Origin of the sequence: Dryocola baronae (assembly GCF_051297175.1) — a bacterium.
Lineage (GTDB): Bacteria > Pseudomonadota > Gammaproteobacteria > Enterobacterales > Enterobacteriaceae > Dryocola.
In genome coordinates this window covers 2,932,983-2,947,729 of sequence record NZ_JBINNY010000001.1, presented here as the reverse complement: position 1 = coordinate 2,947,729, position 14,747 = coordinate 2,932,983, and the positions used below count along the sequence as shown (strand labels likewise).

The following is a 14,747-nucleotide window of genomic DNA, read 5'->3' as shown; positions in this document are numbered from 1 at the left end:
GTTGCACAAATCCCTTGCCCAGAGGGCAATAATTACTCTTGTGCTTAATTAAGCTTCTGTTGCTTGTTCTTCTATCTCTGGTTCTTTATAGGAAAGAAGTTGGCAAAGTTTATTTACCACGCCAGTCATCAGGAAAAGGTCAGTACCAGCGGCCTGGCGCCAGATAAAGGCTTTATCTTCATCACCCTCATGCTCAGCGCTTTGGGTATCGATTCGTCTAAAATGAAATTTTTCAGTCAGAACAAAGCTGGTACCGTCACTGACAAGCTGGATACTGTCAACGCTGAAACCACTGCTCAGGCTCTCTTCAATTTCAGAAACTACAGAAAGGTGCTCAGCAGAATAACGAATAGTCTCTTTGGTTTCTGAGTGTCGGGAAAGCTGCATCACGTCACCCACCTCAAAACCATCAAATGCTGCGCTATCACCGCGAATATAGTTTTTTAGTCGAGTAGTCAGACCGTTTTTTACATTGCTAATATTGATCGTCTTAGTTTCGACAGATCCTACGACTTTAACCAACATGGCCCCAAGCACGGCTGCATAATTCTTATTCGTTGTATTAACCATTAGCAGATTTTCTTCCGCCTGATAGAGCGCATAAATTAGCGATGTCTTAACGAAAGCTTGCTTGCAAAGATCAATTTTCACAGTGTCTAAGATCTGCTGCTTCTCAACCTTACTGATGCGGCCAGCAGAACGCCCTTCAATCGAGGCGATTCGTGTCAATGCCTCAGCTTTAATAACGTGCTTTGGAATAATTTTCTCGTCAATGCGCAGACAGATTGCGTAACCGCTAGCAATGGGGGTAACAAGTTCCCCGGTAACAGGGTTAGCAACGAAGCTGTAGCGTACAAACTCAGTGTCGCCAATATCGGCGAATGGGAGTTCTGCCAAATGGCCTTCGATTACTTCAGCGTTAGGCAACGTAGCGCGGTAAACAATTGCATTTTTCAATTTGGTTATTTTCACGTTAATTCTCCTGGTTAAGCCTCTGCACAGACTAAGGGTAAGTTCTCCACATCACAGGGGAGGGCACTGAATGAGTCGCCAAACTCATACGCATGGATTGGGTTATGGGCCCGTCATGCGCAAGTGCGCTCTCCTTTAGTGTGAAAAAGGGCGGTACCGCGGGAGAACATTATCTTCGTCCCCCTTGATTAGGTAGAAGACCCGAGTACCGCCAAGACTACACAAAGCACCACGATTACATCGGTGAACCCACAACCAGCGCCATCCAGAGAGTAAGCAGCTCAAACACTGGCGGCGGGTTCACCGATGTACCCTGTAAAAAAGCTGGCGGTTACCGCGGACATAACGGGAAAAACACGGGCCGCCAGAACAGGGATGTAAGGCATTTTGTTATCGGATGCGATGAGGGTCGCTTTCGATGAAATGAGTATCACCAATAGTGATTAATGAGTCAACACCTGTGGTGATAAAAATATGACTGAGAGTGATAAGTCGCTGACTTTATGAAGGAATTAGTTTTGAGGGATTTAAAGATAAAAAGGCCCATACGGGCCCTTATTTAATGGAATATTTCTTCTGGCCATTGAGCTTTTACGACCTTCCCAATGATTCTACAATTTTCATTACATTCGATACTTTGATATCGCGGATTAGGGTTCAAGGGTTCAAGCCAAGGTTTTCCATCTTCGCGCACAAAGCGCTTAAAAGTTACCTCGGAATCGTTGAATACCCCAGCGACACAAAAATCGCCTGGTTCCACATCTTCCTCTGGATCAATAAGAATCAACATGCCTTCAGGAAAGCTAGGCTTACTGCCTGGGGGAGCTGTCATGGAATGCCCAGCTACCTCAAGCCAAAATGCGTTAGGGCTAGCTTTTACAGTAGTTGCAACCCAAGCCTTTGCATCACGTTCTGTATAGGTGCTGACAGAAGAAAAAGCACCAGCCTGAACCTCAGAAAGTAGAGGATATTCAAATCGTTTAACAAGGTTGCTACTCATAGAAACAGCGTCATACATAGCTGCTATTTCGGCAGCCAAAGAAGGGCTGAATTCGTCAACCTTTACACCAAGGATTTTCGCGAACTGCGCGGCATGAGTAGCATTTATGGCATTTGTGCCATTTAAGAGTTGAGCGACCCCGCTTTGGCCCATCCCCATTTGTTCTGCGAGTAATTCTTGGGACAAACCCAACGTTTTCTTTTTGGCTTCAAATATGGCTTTCAGCCTTGTGGCATCAGCGATTTGTTCTGCTGTAAGTGGCTTCTTTTTCATACTGATAATTTATCACCGCAAGGAATAACCTCCAATCACCGCTAGTGTTGACTTATTTATCACTAGAGGTGATACTTTCATCACCTTAATTGAGGGGAAAAGTATGAAGCGAATTCCTTTATCAGAGTATGTCCTAGTCAATGGGCAATCGAAAACCGCTGCAGCTCTCGGCGTTTATCAAAGTGCAATAAGTAAGGCAATCAAGCACAGCAGGAAAGTGAACGTAATTATTCATGAAGATGGGTCAATAGAGGCTGAAGAAATCCGGCCCTTCCCAAGCAACAACAAGCGTGCTGAAGACGTTAAAGATAACTATCTCTCAGTAAATTCTTAACTACCAAAGGGAAAACAAGATGGTAGAGCAAAGCCTTAAAGAAGTAGTGAAAGCGATGTGCAAAGCATATCCAGGTGGGCGTGAGGCAATGGCGGGCGCGGTGGGCATGACCGTTACCCAGTTCAACAACAATCTGTACGAAAAGAATGGCTGCCGTTTCTTCGAGGTGGTCGAGCTGGAAGCGATGGAAGACATCTCAGGTACATCATCCCTGGCTGACTACTTTGCTAAACGCCGTGGCGCGCTGCTGGTGGAAGTACCGAACCTGGATGATTTGGATCGTGTTGACCTCTTCACCAAAGCGATGCGCACCGCCGCCGCCCGTGGGCAGGTTGACCAGATTATCGAGAAAGCGCTGGAAGATGGAGTTATTGAAAAACATGAAGCAGATGAAATTAACGAGCATCACCGCCGCCATCTGGCAGCACGTGAAGAAGAGATTCGCGCTATCTGCGCTTTGTTTGGACGAAAAAAGAAGTGACGCCCGCGAGTGTGCAGCTCCGGGCGTCGTGGCGTGTCAATTCGTGGAGAACATTAACGCATGAACAGTTTAACCAGAAACAGCTCAACACCGCAAATCCGTTGCCGCTCATTGACCGGCGGTCGTGATGTTTCACCGTTTCTGTATGAAGCGAATTTACAGGGCGAGTGGGTAGCCATCAACTACCAGTTTGCTGAGTGGTTGGTAGAGGACTGCAAAATCCGTCATGAGGCTGAGCAATGCAGGAACTTGACCGGAAATATACAGACTGGCGCGGCTTCATTGTCCACGTCATTGGATACGACCGCGAGAAGCAGCAAGTCATCTTCATGCGTGAAGGCTATGAGCATGAGTGCATGCAGCCTGTTGAGCGGTTCCGCGACAAGTTTAAAAGGGTTGAAGAATGAGCACTAAGTTAAGCAGCTATGTGTGGGACGGCTGCGCGGCATCGGGAATGAAGTTGTCCAGCGTGGCGATAATGGCGCGTCTGGCAGATTTCAGCAGTGATGAGGGGGTGTGCTGGCCTTCCATCGAAACCATTGCTCGCCAGCTTGGTGCGGGTGCAAGCACAGTCAGAACGGCAATTGCAAAGCTTGAAAATGAAGGTTGGCTGACAAGAACCGCGCGCCGTAAAGGTAACCGTAACGCATCAAACGTTTATCGCCTCAACGTAGCGAAATTACAGGCCGCGGCATTTTCTCACCTGCCAGTTTCTGACACATCAGAATCTGATGGTTCAAAATCTGACGCATCAAAATTTGACGGGTCAAAATCCAGCAAGAAACATAGTTTTCACCCGTCAGATTCTGGCGGGGATCCGTCAGTAAATTCAAAACAAGATCCATCAGAAGATAAAGACCTTTGTCAGCCTGCTGCGCAGACCGACCGTGAAGTTGAAATCACAGATCTGGCTAAACAGGTCTTAACCCACCTAAACACGGTGACCGGTTCGCGGTACCAGGTAAGTAAATCCTCACTGGAAAACATCCGCGCTCGACTTGGCGAAGGGTTTTCGCTGCCCGACCTGCGTCTGGTGGTTGATTACAGTCAGGCGAAGTGGGGCAACGATATCAAGATGGCCGAGTATCTCCGTCCAGCAACGCTATTCCAGACCAGCAAATTCCCGGGTTATCTGCAAGCTGCAACGAAGTGGCATGCTGCTGGTCGTCCGGAAAACGTCAACGGTCAGTGGGTCAAACCTGGAGAAACTCCTGTTGGAGACACTACAGAGCGCGACGCGGCCTACCGCCGTTACATGAGCGGCACCATGTCCCGGACCAAGCCGAGCGATCTGGAAGAGCGGGTATGCAAAGCCGCCAGCCAGGCAAATCTTCGTAAGCAGCGTCCTGAGTTTGCTATCAGCCGCTGGAACGCTATCTGGAAAGAGCAATCGCAGCGCGGTAACCAAGGGGCAGCGGCATGAAACAGAAAGTTCAGGCTCGGGTACTAGAAATCATTGAACAAAACCCAGGCGCTACGGTTTCTCTTGTTCGCGAACTTATGAGCGGAATTCAGAAGGGAACGCTCTGTTCGACCTTGTCCCGCTTGTATTTCCTGAGAATGGTGAAGCGAGACAAAAATCAACAGGGTCACTTCCAGTACTGGATCGAGGACGGCTTGCCAGTTATGGCTGAGCATGATGAAGACTCATCAGAACCTCAACCATTGCATAACTTAAAAATGGTGAGTCCAGCAGAGTGGGAAAAGCGTTATGAAATGGCATGCGAGCTGAAGGAAAAAGGATTTTACCGGCGCGCCGATCGCGTATTGCTGGAGCTTTTAGACGTGACACCAGCCTCCAAAGCGCGTGAAAAAATTATTCATAAACGTGCCGGGTATTCCCGCCTGGAGAAATGGCTATGAAATACAAATTGATATACGCGGATCCGCCATGGACCTACCGAGACAAAGCCGCAGATGGTAACCGTGGGGCTGGGTTCAAATACGACACCATGACCCAGCTTGATATTTGCCGCTTACCAGTCTGGGAGCTTGCCGATCCGGAATCCTGTCTTCTGGCTATGTGGTGGGTGCCAACCCAGCCAGCGGAAGCGCTGGAAGTGGTCAGAGCGTGGGGATTTAAGTTCATGACGATGAAGGGCTTCACCTGGCACAAGACAAACCGGAAGAAGGGTAATAGCGCGATCGGTATGGGGCATATGACCAGAGCTAATAGCGAAGATTGTCTGTTTGCTTATCGTGGCCGACTGCCGGAACGCTTTGATGCTTCAATCTGTCAGCACATCACGGCACCTCGCATGGAGCATAGTGCGAAACCGCCGGAAATTCGCGAGCTGCTTGTTCGGCTGGTTGGGGATGTGCCTCGCTGTGAGCTTTTCGCCCGCCAACAAAGCGAAGGCTGGCATGCCTGGGGCAACCAGTGTGATAGCTCGTTTGATTTAACCCCGGGAGGTGTCTTGTGATTGCATTAAGCCCACGCCAGCAGGAAGTGCTGGCTTTTATTACCGAACATCAAAACAGCCATGGCTTTCCTCCGACAAATGGTGAGATTGCCAAAGCGATGAATTTTCATTCTCCAAATGCGTCAACATTCCACCTGAAAGTGCTGCAGCGAAAAGGCTACATCACCATTATCCCGGGCATAGCTCGGGGTATTCAGATAATGGGCATGCAAAGCCTATCCGCACAACGTGATGAAGCGCTGGTGGCACTGCGTGAATTACTTGCCTGCTCGGTTGGTTCAGCAGAACGCGCTGCAGAGTTGCTTAATCGCTATGACCAAAAAGGAGAACGGGCATGAAGTTGACACTGCCATTCCCACCGAGCGTAAACGGCTACTGGCGCGCGCCGAACAAGGGGCCACTGAAAGGTCGTCACCTGGTTAGCGAGGCAGGCCGGAAGTTTCGTAAGGCTGCTTTTGCTTCTGTAGTGACGCAACTGAATAGGATCCCCAGACCGATGGCGGTCGAGCTTTCAGTTAACGTCGTGCTGTTCCCGCCCACGAAGCAACGTCGTGATCTGGATAATTACCTCAAGGCGCTGTTTGATTCCCTGACCAACGCCAACGTATGGGAGGACGATTGCCAGATTAAGCACATGGAAGTCAGCTGGGGACCGGTGGTGCCGAAAGGAAGCGCAGAGATAACGATTCACGAATTTATCAACGAGACCGCCACGGGTGCAGCCGTCGGTCAGTGAAAAGTGGAGAGCGTATGCAGCAGAGTTTTAACAGTACCCGCGTATGTGCCGGACATCACATGATGGCAGCCGGGCCGACTATGTCCAGCAGGGAGATCGCCGTGCTGGTGAAGAGTAAACACGGTGATGTAAAACGCTCGGCCGAACGCCTGGCCGCTGGTGGAGTTTTAAGCGCGCCATTGGCGCACACCCCCTATCAACATGAGCAAAACGGGCAATGGTATGAAGAGTACCGGTTCAATAAACGAGATTCTCTGGTGCTGGTTGCCCGCCTTTCTCCTGAGTTCACTGCCGCTGTGGTTGATCGCTGGCAGGAACTTGAGCAGGGCGGCCCGTTACCACGGTCATTACCAGAAGCACTTCGCCTGGCAGCGGATCTAGCCGAACAAAAGCTTCAGCTTGAGAATCAGCTTCTCATTGCTGCTCCGAAAGTTGAATTTGTCGATCAGTACGTAGAAGCCAGCGGCGCGCTTGGATTCCGCCAACTTGCAAAGCTGCTACATGCGAAGGAGTACGAACTCCGTGCCTTTCTTGAAAAGAGTAAAATAATGTACCGCTTGTCCGGAGGCATGATGCCCTACAGCCAGCATATTGAAGCGGGACGCTTTACAGTCAAGACGGGCACCAGTGAAGTAAACAATCATGCGTTCACCCAGGCTCGCTTCACTCCGAAAGGGGTCAAGTGGGTTGCAGGGTTATGGGCTGAGCATTTGCAAAAAGGCGAGGAAGCATGAGAGCACTCCTTAAGCCAGTCGTTGTACGCGAGCTCGGCGTGGTGATGCTTCGTCCTGGTCCTGAGTTGATTCCACTGTTCTATGACCGCGTGCTTATCGATCGCGCGCCTGAGTACATGACGGAACTGCCTTCTGGTGAGTTGCCCCCGGCGCGGCAGACTCTAACAGACGATGGTGTTCTGGCTGGATTTTTCGATAACCCGAAGGTAATGGGCGCAGCGGGAGGTATTAACACCCTGGAATCATGGTTGATGCGTCAGCCGCATGGCTGCCAATGGCCGCATTCGAACTTCCATCACCATGAGTTAAAAACGGCACGATTCCATACCGGCGCGCTGAAGTTGTGCTGGCACTGCGATAACCGGCTGGAAACGCATTACACCGAACAGCTGGTGGAAATGGCTAAGGCGAACGTTGCCGAATGGGTAATAGACATGGCGCGCACCTCGTTTGGTTTTGATGAAAGCCATGTGCTGTCACTCCCGGAACTCTGCTGGTGGGCGACGAAGATGGAAGTGGTCGACGCACTTCCTGAAGGAATGGCCCGCCGCGCGCTTCGGATGCCGCAGGTGGTGGTGCCATCTGTATCGAGGGAATGTGATATTACTCCTTCAGTACCGGCCACCAGCATCGTGCAGGAGAAAGCGAAAAAGGTACTGGCCTTAAAGGTCGATCCCGAAACACCAGAATCGTTCATGCTGCGTCCAAAGCGTCGGCGCTGGGAGAACGAGAAGTATACTGGCTGGGTAAAACAGCAGCCCTGCATGTGTTGTAACAAGCAGGCAGACGATCCGCATCACCTGATCGGCTATGGCATGGGTGGTATGGGAACAAAGGCGCATGACATCTTCGTGATACCGCTGTGCAGAGTGCATCACGACGAGTTACACGCCGACCAGGCAGCGTTTGAAGAAAAGTACGGCAGCCAGATTGAGCTGCTTATCAGATTTCTGGACCGCGTCTTTTCGATTGGCGTGATCGGAACAGTCAAAAAATAAAGTGGAGAATACGATGCGTGACATTCAACTGGTATTAGAGCGCTGGGGCGGCTGGGCAGCGCAGGAAGGTAGTCAGGTCGACTGGTCCCCGATTGCCGGCGGATTTAAAGGGCTATTACCGAGCGAGAACAAATCCCGGCCTTCGTGCTGTGACAACGACGGCATGATTATCGACACTGCCGTAGGTATGCTGAAGAAAGCAGGCCGCGCTGATGAACTCAACATGATAATGCTGCACTACAAGCACGACGTATCCAAATCTACCCTGGCGCGCTGGAATAAATGTTCAGAAGGGAAAATACGAAACCGCATGATGATTGCAGAGACCTTCATAGATGCCTGCATCATCATGACTGGCGCAAAACTGGAAATGGATGAATGGGCGCATAAAAGCAAAATAAAAAAAGTTGCTTAAAGGTCTATTCGTTACGAATTTTAATGGCTATTGTGATAAGGCTCGTCACAAAGACACAACGCTTATCAAATAAAAACCTCGCTCCGGCGGGGTTTTGCCGTTTCGGGGCGGCGTAATCGCCATGACATGGGAAATTTAGAGGTTATATTATGCGCTTGGCTTATGCCGCCAACTGTGTAACGTCATGAATGCTTATTAATAATAATACTCATTCTATTTCAGAGAGTCTTGCGCAATGGATTATCTCTTCTATGCTTAAATCGCATCTGATAATGCAAGCTCGACATAATAATTAACGGGTATACAACCCTTTGCATGACTACCAGCTTACAGACCAGTCCTCCAGACTGGTCTTTTTTTAGCCGCCATTAGCTCAACTGGATAGAGCATAGAGCTTCTACCTCTGCGGTTCGGGGTTCGATTCCTCGATGGCGGACCAATCAAATCTTAAGCCTCGGCATTCGCCGGGGCTTTTTTATTCCCCTCATGTTGAGAGGATGCATAGCAAAGAGGGGGACTAAATGTCCGAACCGTTAACCACAGCCATCGCTGGAGGGGTCGCCGCAGGTTCAGCAGGCGTAACATTCGCTTCGCTATTTCCAGAGGCGACACCGGCGGTGATGATTTGCGCGCTGGCCGGCGCTGCGCTTTATGTACTTAACGCTGAGGACCACAAATTATGGAAGCAGGTCATTTTCGCCCTGATTTCGTTTGTCGGTGGCGTGTACTGCTCAGGGATGGCTTCAGAGATTATCGCAGCAATCATTAATGCGGGCCTGAGTCACTTAAGCCCGCCCGTGCAAATCAAAGTCACTCCTGCCATTGGCGCGCTGGCAGCATCCACCATCTCCGTCACTATCCTGTTACGCGTTCTCTCTCGCTCGCGCAGCGGCAGTCTACCGGGACTGAAGGAGGAAAAATGACATGGCAAACACTCCTCGTTAACGTTAACGCCATTGCCTGCATCATGATTAGCATGCGCCTGCTGTTCTTCCGCAAGGGCGGCGGCCGTCATCGCCCCGGCATGGCCTGGTTGGCGTACGGTTTAATCCTCGGTTCGGCCTGGGTTGCTTTCCGCATATGGAACGGCAATTACGTCCAGGTTGATTACGGTGAGTTGATAATGAATGTGTTCTTCTGCGTTATCGTCTGGCGGGCACGCGGGAACGTGGCAAAAATCGCAGTGAGTACACCCCAATGACTAAAGACCTGATATTTGAATCCATCCTTGGTAAAGAGGGCGGTTATGTCGATCACCCTGACGATAAGGGTGGCCCGACACGCTGGGGAATAACTCAGGCTGTCGCCCGCGCGCATGGGTACTCAGGCAGCATGAAAGAGCTGCCTCGAGAAACGGCCCTGGAAATCCTGACAGCCGATTATTGGAGTGGTCCGCGCTTTGACCAGGTTGCTGAGCTGTCGGCAGCCATCGCCGCAGAGCTGTGCGATACCGGCGTAAACATGGGGCCAACGGTCCAGACCAAATGGTTTCAGCGCTGGCTCAACGTGTTCAACATGCAGGGCACACTATATCCGGACCTGATTGCCGATGGCCAGATAGGCCCGCGCACCACCAGCGCGTTGAAAGCATTTCTTGCGGCGCGCGGTAAAGAGGGTGAGCTGGTCATGTTGAAAGCTTTAAATTGCAGCCAGGGCCAGCGTTACCTTGAGCTGGCGGAGCAGCGCCCGGCGAACGAGTCGTTTGTTTATGGCTGGATGAAGGAGCGGGTGAGCTTATGACACTGGAAATTATTCTCGGTGCTATTGGACTGGCTTTGGCAGCGATTGCTGGCGCGTTCGGCATTGGTCATTCACGCGGCATCAGCACGGCAGAGGCCGCGGCTGAAAAACAGCGCGTCGAAGATAAAGCCGCAGCGGTGTCGGTAGTTGCAGAACGCCGTGTAGAGGCAACGAAAGGAGCAGCAGATGTTCAGCAGACTGTTAACCATATGCCTATCGACGATGTTGATCGCGAGCTGCGCGAAAACTTCCGTCGCCCCGGTGGTAACTGATACGGCCTGTGACTGGGTAAAGCCAATCTACCTGACTGATAACGACATTGACGTTATGGACCGCCAGACGAAGAAAGACATCTTGGCGCATAACAAAGCGTGGCAGGCGAACTGCAAACCTGAAAAGGCGCAAAAATACGCGCCCAAATAGCAATTACTTTGTGGTTTTGAAAAGCTTGATGTACTGATTGATAGGTTTGCCAGAGTAAGAATCCTGCCCTGACTCAGGTGTATCAGATAAAACTTTTGCAGCTAATTTATTAGAAGCCTGATTGTCAACCCCGACAATAGCCTCTACATAGAATTCATTGAAGGAATTCCTAAATCCGTGCTGCAATTCTTCGATGCTGGCGATAAGAAGTTTAGTACCGACGCCTTGCATTTTATATTCATCAGCTACCGCATAGCCAACGCCAAAACATGGCTTACCTTCTACAAGTTCTGCAGGGACATAAACAGCAACACCTTTAACAGTTTCTCCTTGAAAGAATGCATAAGTAAACCTTGGGGTACCCTCCGCGTCATCCAAAAGCACCTTCATACTTGGGTGAACTACGCATGGTGAAGGTTTAATCAAGCCATTAGAAAAAGCGTACTGAAAACTAATTAATGAGTCTGTTGGATCAACGAGTTCTGGCATTTTGATTCCTATGGATTTTGATATGGGCGATTCAGAATACGTCTTTATTAGGTTTAATTCTTTGATATTAATGAGCCATTATTCGAAATTTTGAAGTAGGTTAAATTTATTAAATAATTCACTCAAAGCGCATCACGCGCGCACATTTAAGAAAGTCTTTCAGTTGTAAGTTTCGGCAAACCGTTAACTTTCGCCGGCATTGCCGTGCACCAGACTCACGTCTTAAAGGAAGCGCACATGCATGTCACAATAGACGGTGTCCCGTATGCACCTGTTAATAATTCACGCTCTGCAATTGGTATCGCTATAACAACCCATAACAGACCTGAAGTTTTAAAGCGCGCCCTTGAGCAGCACATGAAGCATCTTCCATCTGGTGCGCTGATGGTTGTGATCAATGATGGCTCAAAACCTGCAGCGGTAGTGCCTGACGGCGTGAAGCTGCTTCGCCATGAAACATCACTCGGCATTGTTGCTTCGAAGAACGCCAGCCTGTCAGCTCTGATGGATGCCGGGTGCGAGCATATATTCCTGTGGGATGATGATGCCTGGCCCATCGCCGATAACTGGCATCTTCCCTACATCGAATCACCCGAGCCACACCTGGCTTACCAGTTTCTCGATTTGGCTGGTCGCAATAAGCTGAATGACCTTTCGGTGCTTTACCGTGACGATCAGCATGTGGCGTACACCGGACAGCGCGGCGTGATGCTGTATTACCACCGTAGCGCCATCGAGAGGGTGGGCGGATTCGATCCGGTTTATGGTCGCGGCATGTACGAACACAGCGACCTCGCCTTGCGCATCCATAACGCTGGACTGACTACGTGGGCTTACGCTGATGTCCTCGGTTCAGACAAGCTGATTCATTCCCTCGATGAGCATGAAGCGGTGGAGCGTTCGGTGCCGAGGCCCGACCGCCAGGCGCTGGTGGAACGTAATGTGAAGATCCACAACGAACGACGTGATACCGGCTTTACCGGTTACGTTGAATATCGGCGTCAGCGCGACGTGGTTATCACTACGCTACTGAGCAGCCAGCCTGACCCTCAGCGCGGTACGAAAATGACGGCCTCGCCTGACATGCTGACCAAGTGGGCGGCCTCGCTTCGGAATTGTGGGCGTATTGCGCTGGTGGATGAATTACTGACGGCCCCGGCAGATGTTGAGCTGTATCTCGTACCTGACGTAAAGATGAATGTCTATTTCCGGCGCTGGCTGCACATCTGGCAGCACCTGCGCGATCACCCTGAATACCGGTTCGTCTGGTGTACCGATGGTACCGATGTCGAAATGCTTCGCGCGCCGTGGGAAGAAATGGAGCCCGGGAAGGTGTATGTCGGTTCAGAACCAAAGACCTACGCCGACACCTGGGCAAAGCAGAATCATCCGGAGCGAATCTATCAGGAGTTTATCGAAGCGCACCGCAACGATGTGATGATTAACGCTGGTCTGCTGGGTGGGACCCGCGCTGATGTGATGGCGTTTGCTCACGGCATCATCCGTCTTTATTACCGGATCGAGAGTCATCGTTTCTGGAAGAAAGAACAGGCTGGCGCTGCGGTGGGTGACATGCTGGCGTTCGGCATTGTCGCGCAGTCATTTGCTGACCGCCTGGTCATCGGCCCTCTGGTACATACCGTATTCAAAACTGATGGCATTGGTAGAGAATGCGCTTGGTGGAAACATAAATAAGGGGAAGTCGATATGAAAAAACAGAAATCTAATAAGAGCATGTATAGCCCAAAGCGCCAGCCCCGTAGACCAGTGGGCTGGCATATAAATTTAGTAGGTCAGGCTCTGTTTAAAGGAACTGATTGAATTCCTTAGCTGAATCATTCAATTCATATTCTTTTAGGTTATTGATAACCGCTTCTCTTCGTTCTGGCGGCAATTGAGCCATGAGGAAACCTACAACACATTTAAGCTGTCCTACCTCTCTATTGAGGTCATCAATTGTTTTCGCATTACATTCCATCTGTAGTCTGAAATTCTTCTTAGTCATATTCAGTCCTTATCTGGAGCTAATCAGCCATCACTCCGCGCTTGATTGCACCAGTGTCCCACCACTGACGGGCTGAATGCTTACCTTAACCAGGGTTAAAGCAAAGCAACACCCTGATATTCAGACAGTACCCGCCATCGTGCGGCTTTTTTATTGGAGATTCGCTGGTGGCTGAAGACATAAAGTTTGTGGTGGTCGGCCATCACTCTCGCTTTGAACATGCACAACGTCTTGCTGCACTGCTGGATGCTCATCTGCTTATTGATGACGGTAACCGCGGCGCGAACTGGAATCATCGTCGCGCTATCGAATGGGCTGCTGAGCAACCTTGCCGCGTAGTGGTACTGGAAGACGACGCCCTACTGGTGCATGAGTTCACCGATAAGGTTACTGAGTGGCTGGACCGTTTCCCTGACGACATGTTGAGCTTTTATCTCGGTACCGGCCGCCCGCCTCAATATCAGATGCAGATAGCCGAACGGCTGATACTGGCCGACAAGAAACGAGCCGACTACATCACATTGCCCCGCTTGATTCACGGCGTCAGCTACAGCGTACCGCCGCAGCATCTATCCCGCGTGCTTGAGCTATGGGACAGCAGCAAGGCAGCTGATTATGCAGTTGGTGATGCCTTTGGCGGTTCCGTGGTCTATCCATGTTACTCGCTGGTTGATCACGCAGATGTTGAACCAGTAGAGACACCGCTGGATGGCATGCCGCGTACGGAACGCCGTAAGGCCTGGAGGCTGGCATGATGAGTAAAGAACCGCGTATCTATAGCAGCCGATGGGATAAGGCCAGGCTGTCATTCCTGCGCAGCCATCCACTGTGCCGGATGTGTGAAGAGCAGGGTAGAACGATAGCCGCAACGGTCGTTGACCACATCGAGCCGCACAAGTTGAAGGACGCTATCAGGTCTGGCAACCAGGCGGCGATAGCTAAAGCACAGGTGTTGTTCTGGGACAAACAGAACTGGCAGCCACTGTGCAAGCAGCATCACGACTCAACGAAGCAGAGGATGGAGAAGCGCGGCGCGGTCATCGGATGTGACGTCAACGGATACCCCCTCGACCCGAACTCGCACTGGAAGTAAACGAGAAATATTCTCGTTTGCGGGTCATTGTTCAGGTGTGGGGGGGGAGGGGAAAACACTACCCCTCTCGCGTTAAATGACCGCCGCTGTACCTCTAATTAAACGCTAACCCGATTTTTTCAGTTTTATCAGGTGCTAAAAATGGCAGACAAAAGAACCCGCTCCGACAGTTCAGCGGCGGCGCTTCAGGCCATGAAAAATGCTACAGAGGACACTATTAAACCTCCGGCGCATGCGGGTCTGGAGAAAAAAGCCGAACCTTTCTGGCATGACAATATCAGATCGAAAGCGCTGGACAGCTGGACGCCAGCCGACCTGCTCGCCGCCGCTGAACTGGCAAATAATCAGCTCTATATCACCGTTTTACGCAAGGATTTGCGCAAAGAAGAGCGCGTGCGCGGTGAAGAGCGCAACGAACAACTTATTAAAGATTTGCGTAAGCAGATTGTTGAATTGCAGCGAACCATCCTGGCCCAGCGCCGCGATCTGCAGATCCACTCGCACGCCACTAACGGCGAAAGCCGCGACCAGAAAAAGCGCAACGAAAACGATCGGAACGCTCGCGGGACGGTTAATAAGAATTCGGGAGAGGATGACAATCTGATCGCCTTCCCTAAACACGGATAGGTAG

General features: G+C 50.7%; 24 protein-coding genes and 1 tRNA gene. 21 read left to right on the top strand and 4 right to left on the bottom strand.

The features are described 5' to 3' along the window. Positions 1–48: 48 nt before the first annotated feature. Both rdgC and ACSPHG_RS14015 read right to left on the bottom strand, forming a co-directional pair. Entirely contained in the window at positions 49–972 is a 924-nt protein-coding gene (rdgC, locus tag ACSPHG_RS14020; protein WP_435954133.1) for a recombination-associated protein RdgC, read from the bottom strand. A gap of 559 nt (positions 973–1,531) precedes the next feature. Further along, a complete protein-coding gene (locus ACSPHG_RS14015) occupies positions 1,532–2,251 on the bottom strand; it encodes a LexA family protein (RefSeq protein ID WP_435956022.1) in 720 nt (239 codons plus the stop codon). Positions 2,252–2,348: 97 nt separating this feature from the next. Here ACSPHG_RS14015 and ACSPHG_RS14010 point away from each other — a divergent pair, with 97 nt between their 5' ends. From ACSPHG_RS14010 to ACSPHG_RS13930, 17 genes are all read left to right on the top strand, one after another. Then, positions 2,349–2,579 carry a Cro/CI family transcriptional regulator gene (locus ACSPHG_RS14010; RefSeq protein WP_435954132.1) on the top strand — a complete coding sequence of 77 codons (231 nt, stop codon included), beginning with the start codon at positions 2,349–2,351 and terminating at the stop codon, positions 2,577–2,579. Positions 2,580–2,598: 19 nt separating this feature from the next. After that, positions 2,599–3,060 (top strand): YmfL family putative regulatory protein, encoded by a 462-nt coding sequence (locus ACSPHG_RS14005; RefSeq protein ID WP_435954131.1) that lies wholly within the window; start codon positions 2,599–2,601, stop codon positions 3,058–3,060. A gap of 239 nt (positions 3,061–3,299) precedes the next feature. Continuing rightward, entirely contained in the window at positions 3,300–3,467 is a 168-nt protein-coding gene (locus ACSPHG_RS14000; protein WP_435954130.1) for a DUF4222 domain-containing protein, read from the top strand. Next, a complete protein-coding gene (locus tag ACSPHG_RS13995; RefSeq protein WP_435954129.1) occupies positions 3,464–4,483 on the top strand; it encodes a conserved phage C-terminal domain-containing protein in 1,020 nt (339 codons plus the stop codon). The genes ACSPHG_RS14000 and ACSPHG_RS13995 overlap by 4 nt, the downstream gene beginning before the upstream one ends. Further along, positions 4,480–4,923 carry a hypothetical protein gene (locus ACSPHG_RS13990; protein WP_435954128.1) on the top strand — a complete coding sequence of 148 codons (444 nt, stop codon included), beginning with the start codon at positions 4,480–4,482 and terminating at the stop codon, positions 4,921–4,923. Before ACSPHG_RS13995 ends, ACSPHG_RS13990 begins: the two co-directional genes overlap by 4 nt. Further along, entirely contained in the window at positions 4,914–5,483 is a 570-nt protein-coding gene (locus tag ACSPHG_RS13985) for an MT-A70 family methyltransferase (protein WP_435954127.1), read from the top strand. Before ACSPHG_RS13990 ends, ACSPHG_RS13985 begins: the two co-directional genes overlap by 10 nt. Then, the gene (locus ACSPHG_RS13980; RefSeq protein ID WP_435954126.1) at positions 5,480–5,821 is read left to right on the top strand and encodes a LexA family protein; all 342 of its coding nucleotides are present in this window, start codon (positions 5,480–5,482) and stop codon (positions 5,819–5,821) included. Before ACSPHG_RS13985 ends, ACSPHG_RS13980 begins: the two co-directional genes overlap by 4 nt. Next, positions 5,818–6,219 (top strand): RusA family crossover junction endodeoxyribonuclease, encoded by a 402-nt coding sequence (locus tag ACSPHG_RS13975; RefSeq protein WP_435954125.1) that lies wholly within the window; start codon positions 5,818–5,820, stop codon positions 6,217–6,219. The genes ACSPHG_RS13980 and ACSPHG_RS13975 overlap by 4 nt, the downstream gene beginning before the upstream one ends. A gap of 59 nt (positions 6,220–6,278) precedes the next feature. Then, positions 6,279–6,953 (top strand): phage antirepressor KilAC domain-containing protein, encoded by a 675-nt coding sequence (locus ACSPHG_RS13970; RefSeq protein WP_435956021.1) that lies wholly within the window; start codon positions 6,279–6,281, stop codon positions 6,951–6,953. Further along, positions 6,950–7,951: a DUF968 domain-containing protein gene (locus ACSPHG_RS13965; protein ID WP_435954124.1), complete on the top strand. Its 1,002-nt coding sequence runs from the start codon at positions 6,950–6,952 to the stop codon at positions 7,949–7,951. Before ACSPHG_RS13970 ends, ACSPHG_RS13965 begins: the two co-directional genes overlap by 4 nt. Positions 7,952–7,964: 13 nt before the next feature. After that, positions 7,965–8,366: an antiterminator Q family protein gene (locus tag ACSPHG_RS13960; protein ID WP_435954123.1), complete on the top strand. Its 402-nt coding sequence runs from the start codon at positions 7,965–7,967 to the stop codon at positions 8,364–8,366. 362 nt (positions 8,367–8,728) lie between these two features. Then, positions 8,729–8,805 (top strand) — tRNA-Arg (locus ACSPHG_RS13955). 82 nt (positions 8,806–8,887) lie between these two features. After that, positions 8,888–9,289 (top strand): putative holin, encoded by a 402-nt coding sequence (locus tag ACSPHG_RS13950; protein ID WP_435954122.1) that lies wholly within the window; start codon positions 8,888–8,890, stop codon positions 9,287–9,289. Continuing rightward, entirely contained in the window at positions 9,286–9,567 is a 282-nt protein-coding gene (locus ACSPHG_RS13945; RefSeq protein ID WP_435954121.1) for a phage holin family protein, read from the top strand. The genes ACSPHG_RS13950 and ACSPHG_RS13945 overlap by 4 nt, the downstream gene beginning before the upstream one ends. Then, a complete protein-coding gene (locus ACSPHG_RS13940) occupies positions 9,564–10,106 on the top strand; it encodes a glycoside hydrolase family 108 protein (RefSeq protein ID WP_435954120.1) in 543 nt (180 codons plus the stop codon). Before ACSPHG_RS13945 ends, ACSPHG_RS13940 begins: the two co-directional genes overlap by 4 nt. Then, positions 10,103–10,378: a hypothetical protein gene (locus tag ACSPHG_RS13935; RefSeq protein ID WP_435954119.1), complete on the top strand. Its 276-nt coding sequence runs from the start codon at positions 10,103–10,105 to the stop codon at positions 10,376–10,378. Before ACSPHG_RS13940 ends, ACSPHG_RS13935 begins: the two co-directional genes overlap by 4 nt. After that, positions 10,329–10,529 carry a hypothetical protein gene (locus ACSPHG_RS13930; protein ID WP_435954118.1) on the top strand — a complete coding sequence of 67 codons (201 nt, stop codon included), beginning with the start codon at positions 10,329–10,331 and terminating at the stop codon, positions 10,527–10,529. Before ACSPHG_RS13935 ends, ACSPHG_RS13930 begins: the two co-directional genes overlap by 50 nt. A 3-nt stretch (positions 10,530–10,532) precedes the next feature. Here the strand turns inward: ACSPHG_RS13930 and ACSPHG_RS13925 are convergent, their stop codons facing one another. Further along, on the bottom strand, positions 10,533–11,018 hold the full coding sequence (locus ACSPHG_RS13925) for a GNAT family N-acetyltransferase (protein WP_435954117.1): 486 nt from the start codon (positions 11,016–11,018) through the stop codon (positions 10,533–10,535). Positions 11,019–11,255: 237 nt separating this feature from the next. On the opposite strand from ACSPHG_RS13925, the gene ACSPHG_RS13920 reads away from it, so the two are divergent. Further along, entirely contained in the window at positions 11,256–12,713 is a 1,458-nt protein-coding gene (locus tag ACSPHG_RS13920; RefSeq protein WP_435954116.1) for a glycosyltransferase family 2 protein, read from the top strand. A 109-nt stretch (positions 12,714–12,822) separates the two neighbouring features. On the opposite strand, the gene ACSPHG_RS13915 is transcribed toward ACSPHG_RS13920, so the two are convergent. After that, the gene (locus tag ACSPHG_RS13915) at positions 12,823–13,023 is read right to left on the bottom strand and encodes a hypothetical protein (RefSeq protein WP_280047386.1); all 201 of its coding nucleotides are present in this window, start codon (positions 13,021–13,023) and stop codon (positions 12,823–12,825) included. Between the two features lie 164 nt (positions 13,024–13,187). Between ACSPHG_RS13915 and ACSPHG_RS13910 the strand changes: the two genes are divergently transcribed. From ACSPHG_RS13910 to ACSPHG_RS13900, 3 genes are all read left to right on the top strand, one after another. Further along, positions 13,188–13,778, top strand: coding sequence for a hypothetical protein (locus tag ACSPHG_RS13910; protein WP_435956020.1), 591 nt, complete (start codon positions 13,188–13,190; stop codon positions 13,776–13,778). Then, the gene (locus ACSPHG_RS13905) at positions 13,778–14,116 is read left to right on the top strand and encodes an HNH endonuclease signature motif containing protein (protein WP_435956019.1); all 339 of its coding nucleotides are present in this window, start codon (positions 13,778–13,780) and stop codon (positions 14,114–14,116) included. The genes ACSPHG_RS13910 and ACSPHG_RS13905 overlap by 1 nt, the downstream gene beginning before the upstream one ends. A gap of 141 nt (positions 14,117–14,257) precedes the next feature. Next, positions 14,258–14,743: a terminase gene (locus ACSPHG_RS13900; protein WP_435954115.1), complete on the top strand. Its 486-nt coding sequence runs from the start codon at positions 14,258–14,260 to the stop codon at positions 14,741–14,743. Positions 14,744–14,747 lie beyond the last annotated feature (4 nt).

Coding starts and splice junctions, on each gene's coding strand:
- ACSPHG_RS14010 (WP_435954132.1), top strand. CDS start 2,349: ATGAAGCGAATTCCTTTATCAGAGTATGTCCTAGTCAATGGGCAATCG.
- ACSPHG_RS14005 (WP_435954131.1), top strand. CDS start 2,599: ATGGTAGAGCAAAGCCTTAAAGAAGTAGTGAAAGCGATGTGCAAAGCA.
- ACSPHG_RS14000 (WP_435954130.1), top strand. CDS start 3,300: ATGCAGGAACTTGACCGGAAATATACAGACTGGCGCGGCTTCATTGTC.
- ACSPHG_RS13995 (WP_435954129.1), top strand. CDS start 3,464: ATGAGCACTAAGTTAAGCAGCTATGTGTGGGACGGCTGCGCGGCATCG.
- ACSPHG_RS13990 (WP_435954128.1), top strand. CDS start 4,480: ATGAAACAGAAAGTTCAGGCTCGGGTACTAGAAATCATTGAACAAAAC.
- ACSPHG_RS13985 (WP_435954127.1), top strand. CDS start 4,914: ATGGCTATGAAATACAAATTGATATACGCGGATCCGCCATGGACCTAC.
- ACSPHG_RS13975 (WP_435954125.1), top strand. CDS start 5,818: ATGAAGTTGACACTGCCATTCCCACCGAGCGTAAACGGCTACTGGCGC.
- ACSPHG_RS13970 (WP_435956021.1), top strand. CDS start 6,279: ATGATGGCAGCCGGGCCGACTATGTCCAGCAGGGAGATCGCCGTGCTG.
- ACSPHG_RS13965 (WP_435954124.1), top strand. CDS start 6,950: ATGAGAGCACTCCTTAAGCCAGTCGTTGTACGCGAGCTCGGCGTGGTG.
- ACSPHG_RS13960 (WP_435954123.1), top strand. CDS start 7,965: ATGCGTGACATTCAACTGGTATTAGAGCGCTGGGGCGGCTGGGCAGCG.
- ACSPHG_RS13950 (WP_435954122.1), top strand. CDS start 8,888: ATGTCCGAACCGTTAACCACAGCCATCGCTGGAGGGGTCGCCGCAGGT.
- ACSPHG_RS13945 (WP_435954121.1), top strand. CDS start 9,286: ATGACATGGCAAACACTCCTCGTTAACGTTAACGCCATTGCCTGCATC.
- ACSPHG_RS13940 (WP_435954120.1), top strand. CDS start 9,564: ATGACTAAAGACCTGATATTTGAATCCATCCTTGGTAAAGAGGGCGGT.
- ACSPHG_RS13935 (WP_435954119.1), top strand. CDS start 10,103: ATGACACTGGAAATTATTCTCGGTGCTATTGGACTGGCTTTGGCAGCG.
- ACSPHG_RS13930 (WP_435954118.1), top strand. CDS start 10,329: ATGTTGATCGCGAGCTGCGCGAAAACTTCCGTCGCCCCGGTGGTAACT.
- ACSPHG_RS13925 (WP_435954117.1), bottom strand. CDS start 11,018: ATGCCAGAACTCGTTGATCCAACAGACTCATTAATTAGTTTTCAGTAC.
- ACSPHG_RS13920 (WP_435954116.1), top strand. CDS start 11,256: ATGCATGTCACAATAGACGGTGTCCCGTATGCACCTGTTAATAATTCA.
- ACSPHG_RS13915 (WP_280047386.1), bottom strand. CDS start 13,023: ATGACTAAGAAGAATTTCAGACTACAGATGGAATGTAATGCGAAAACA.
- ACSPHG_RS13905 (WP_435956019.1), top strand. CDS start 13,778: ATGAGTAAAGAACCGCGTATCTATAGCAGCCGATGGGATAAGGCCAGG.
- ACSPHG_RS13900 (WP_435954115.1), top strand. CDS start 14,258: ATGGCAGACAAAAGAACCCGCTCCGACAGTTCAGCGGCGGCGCTTCAG.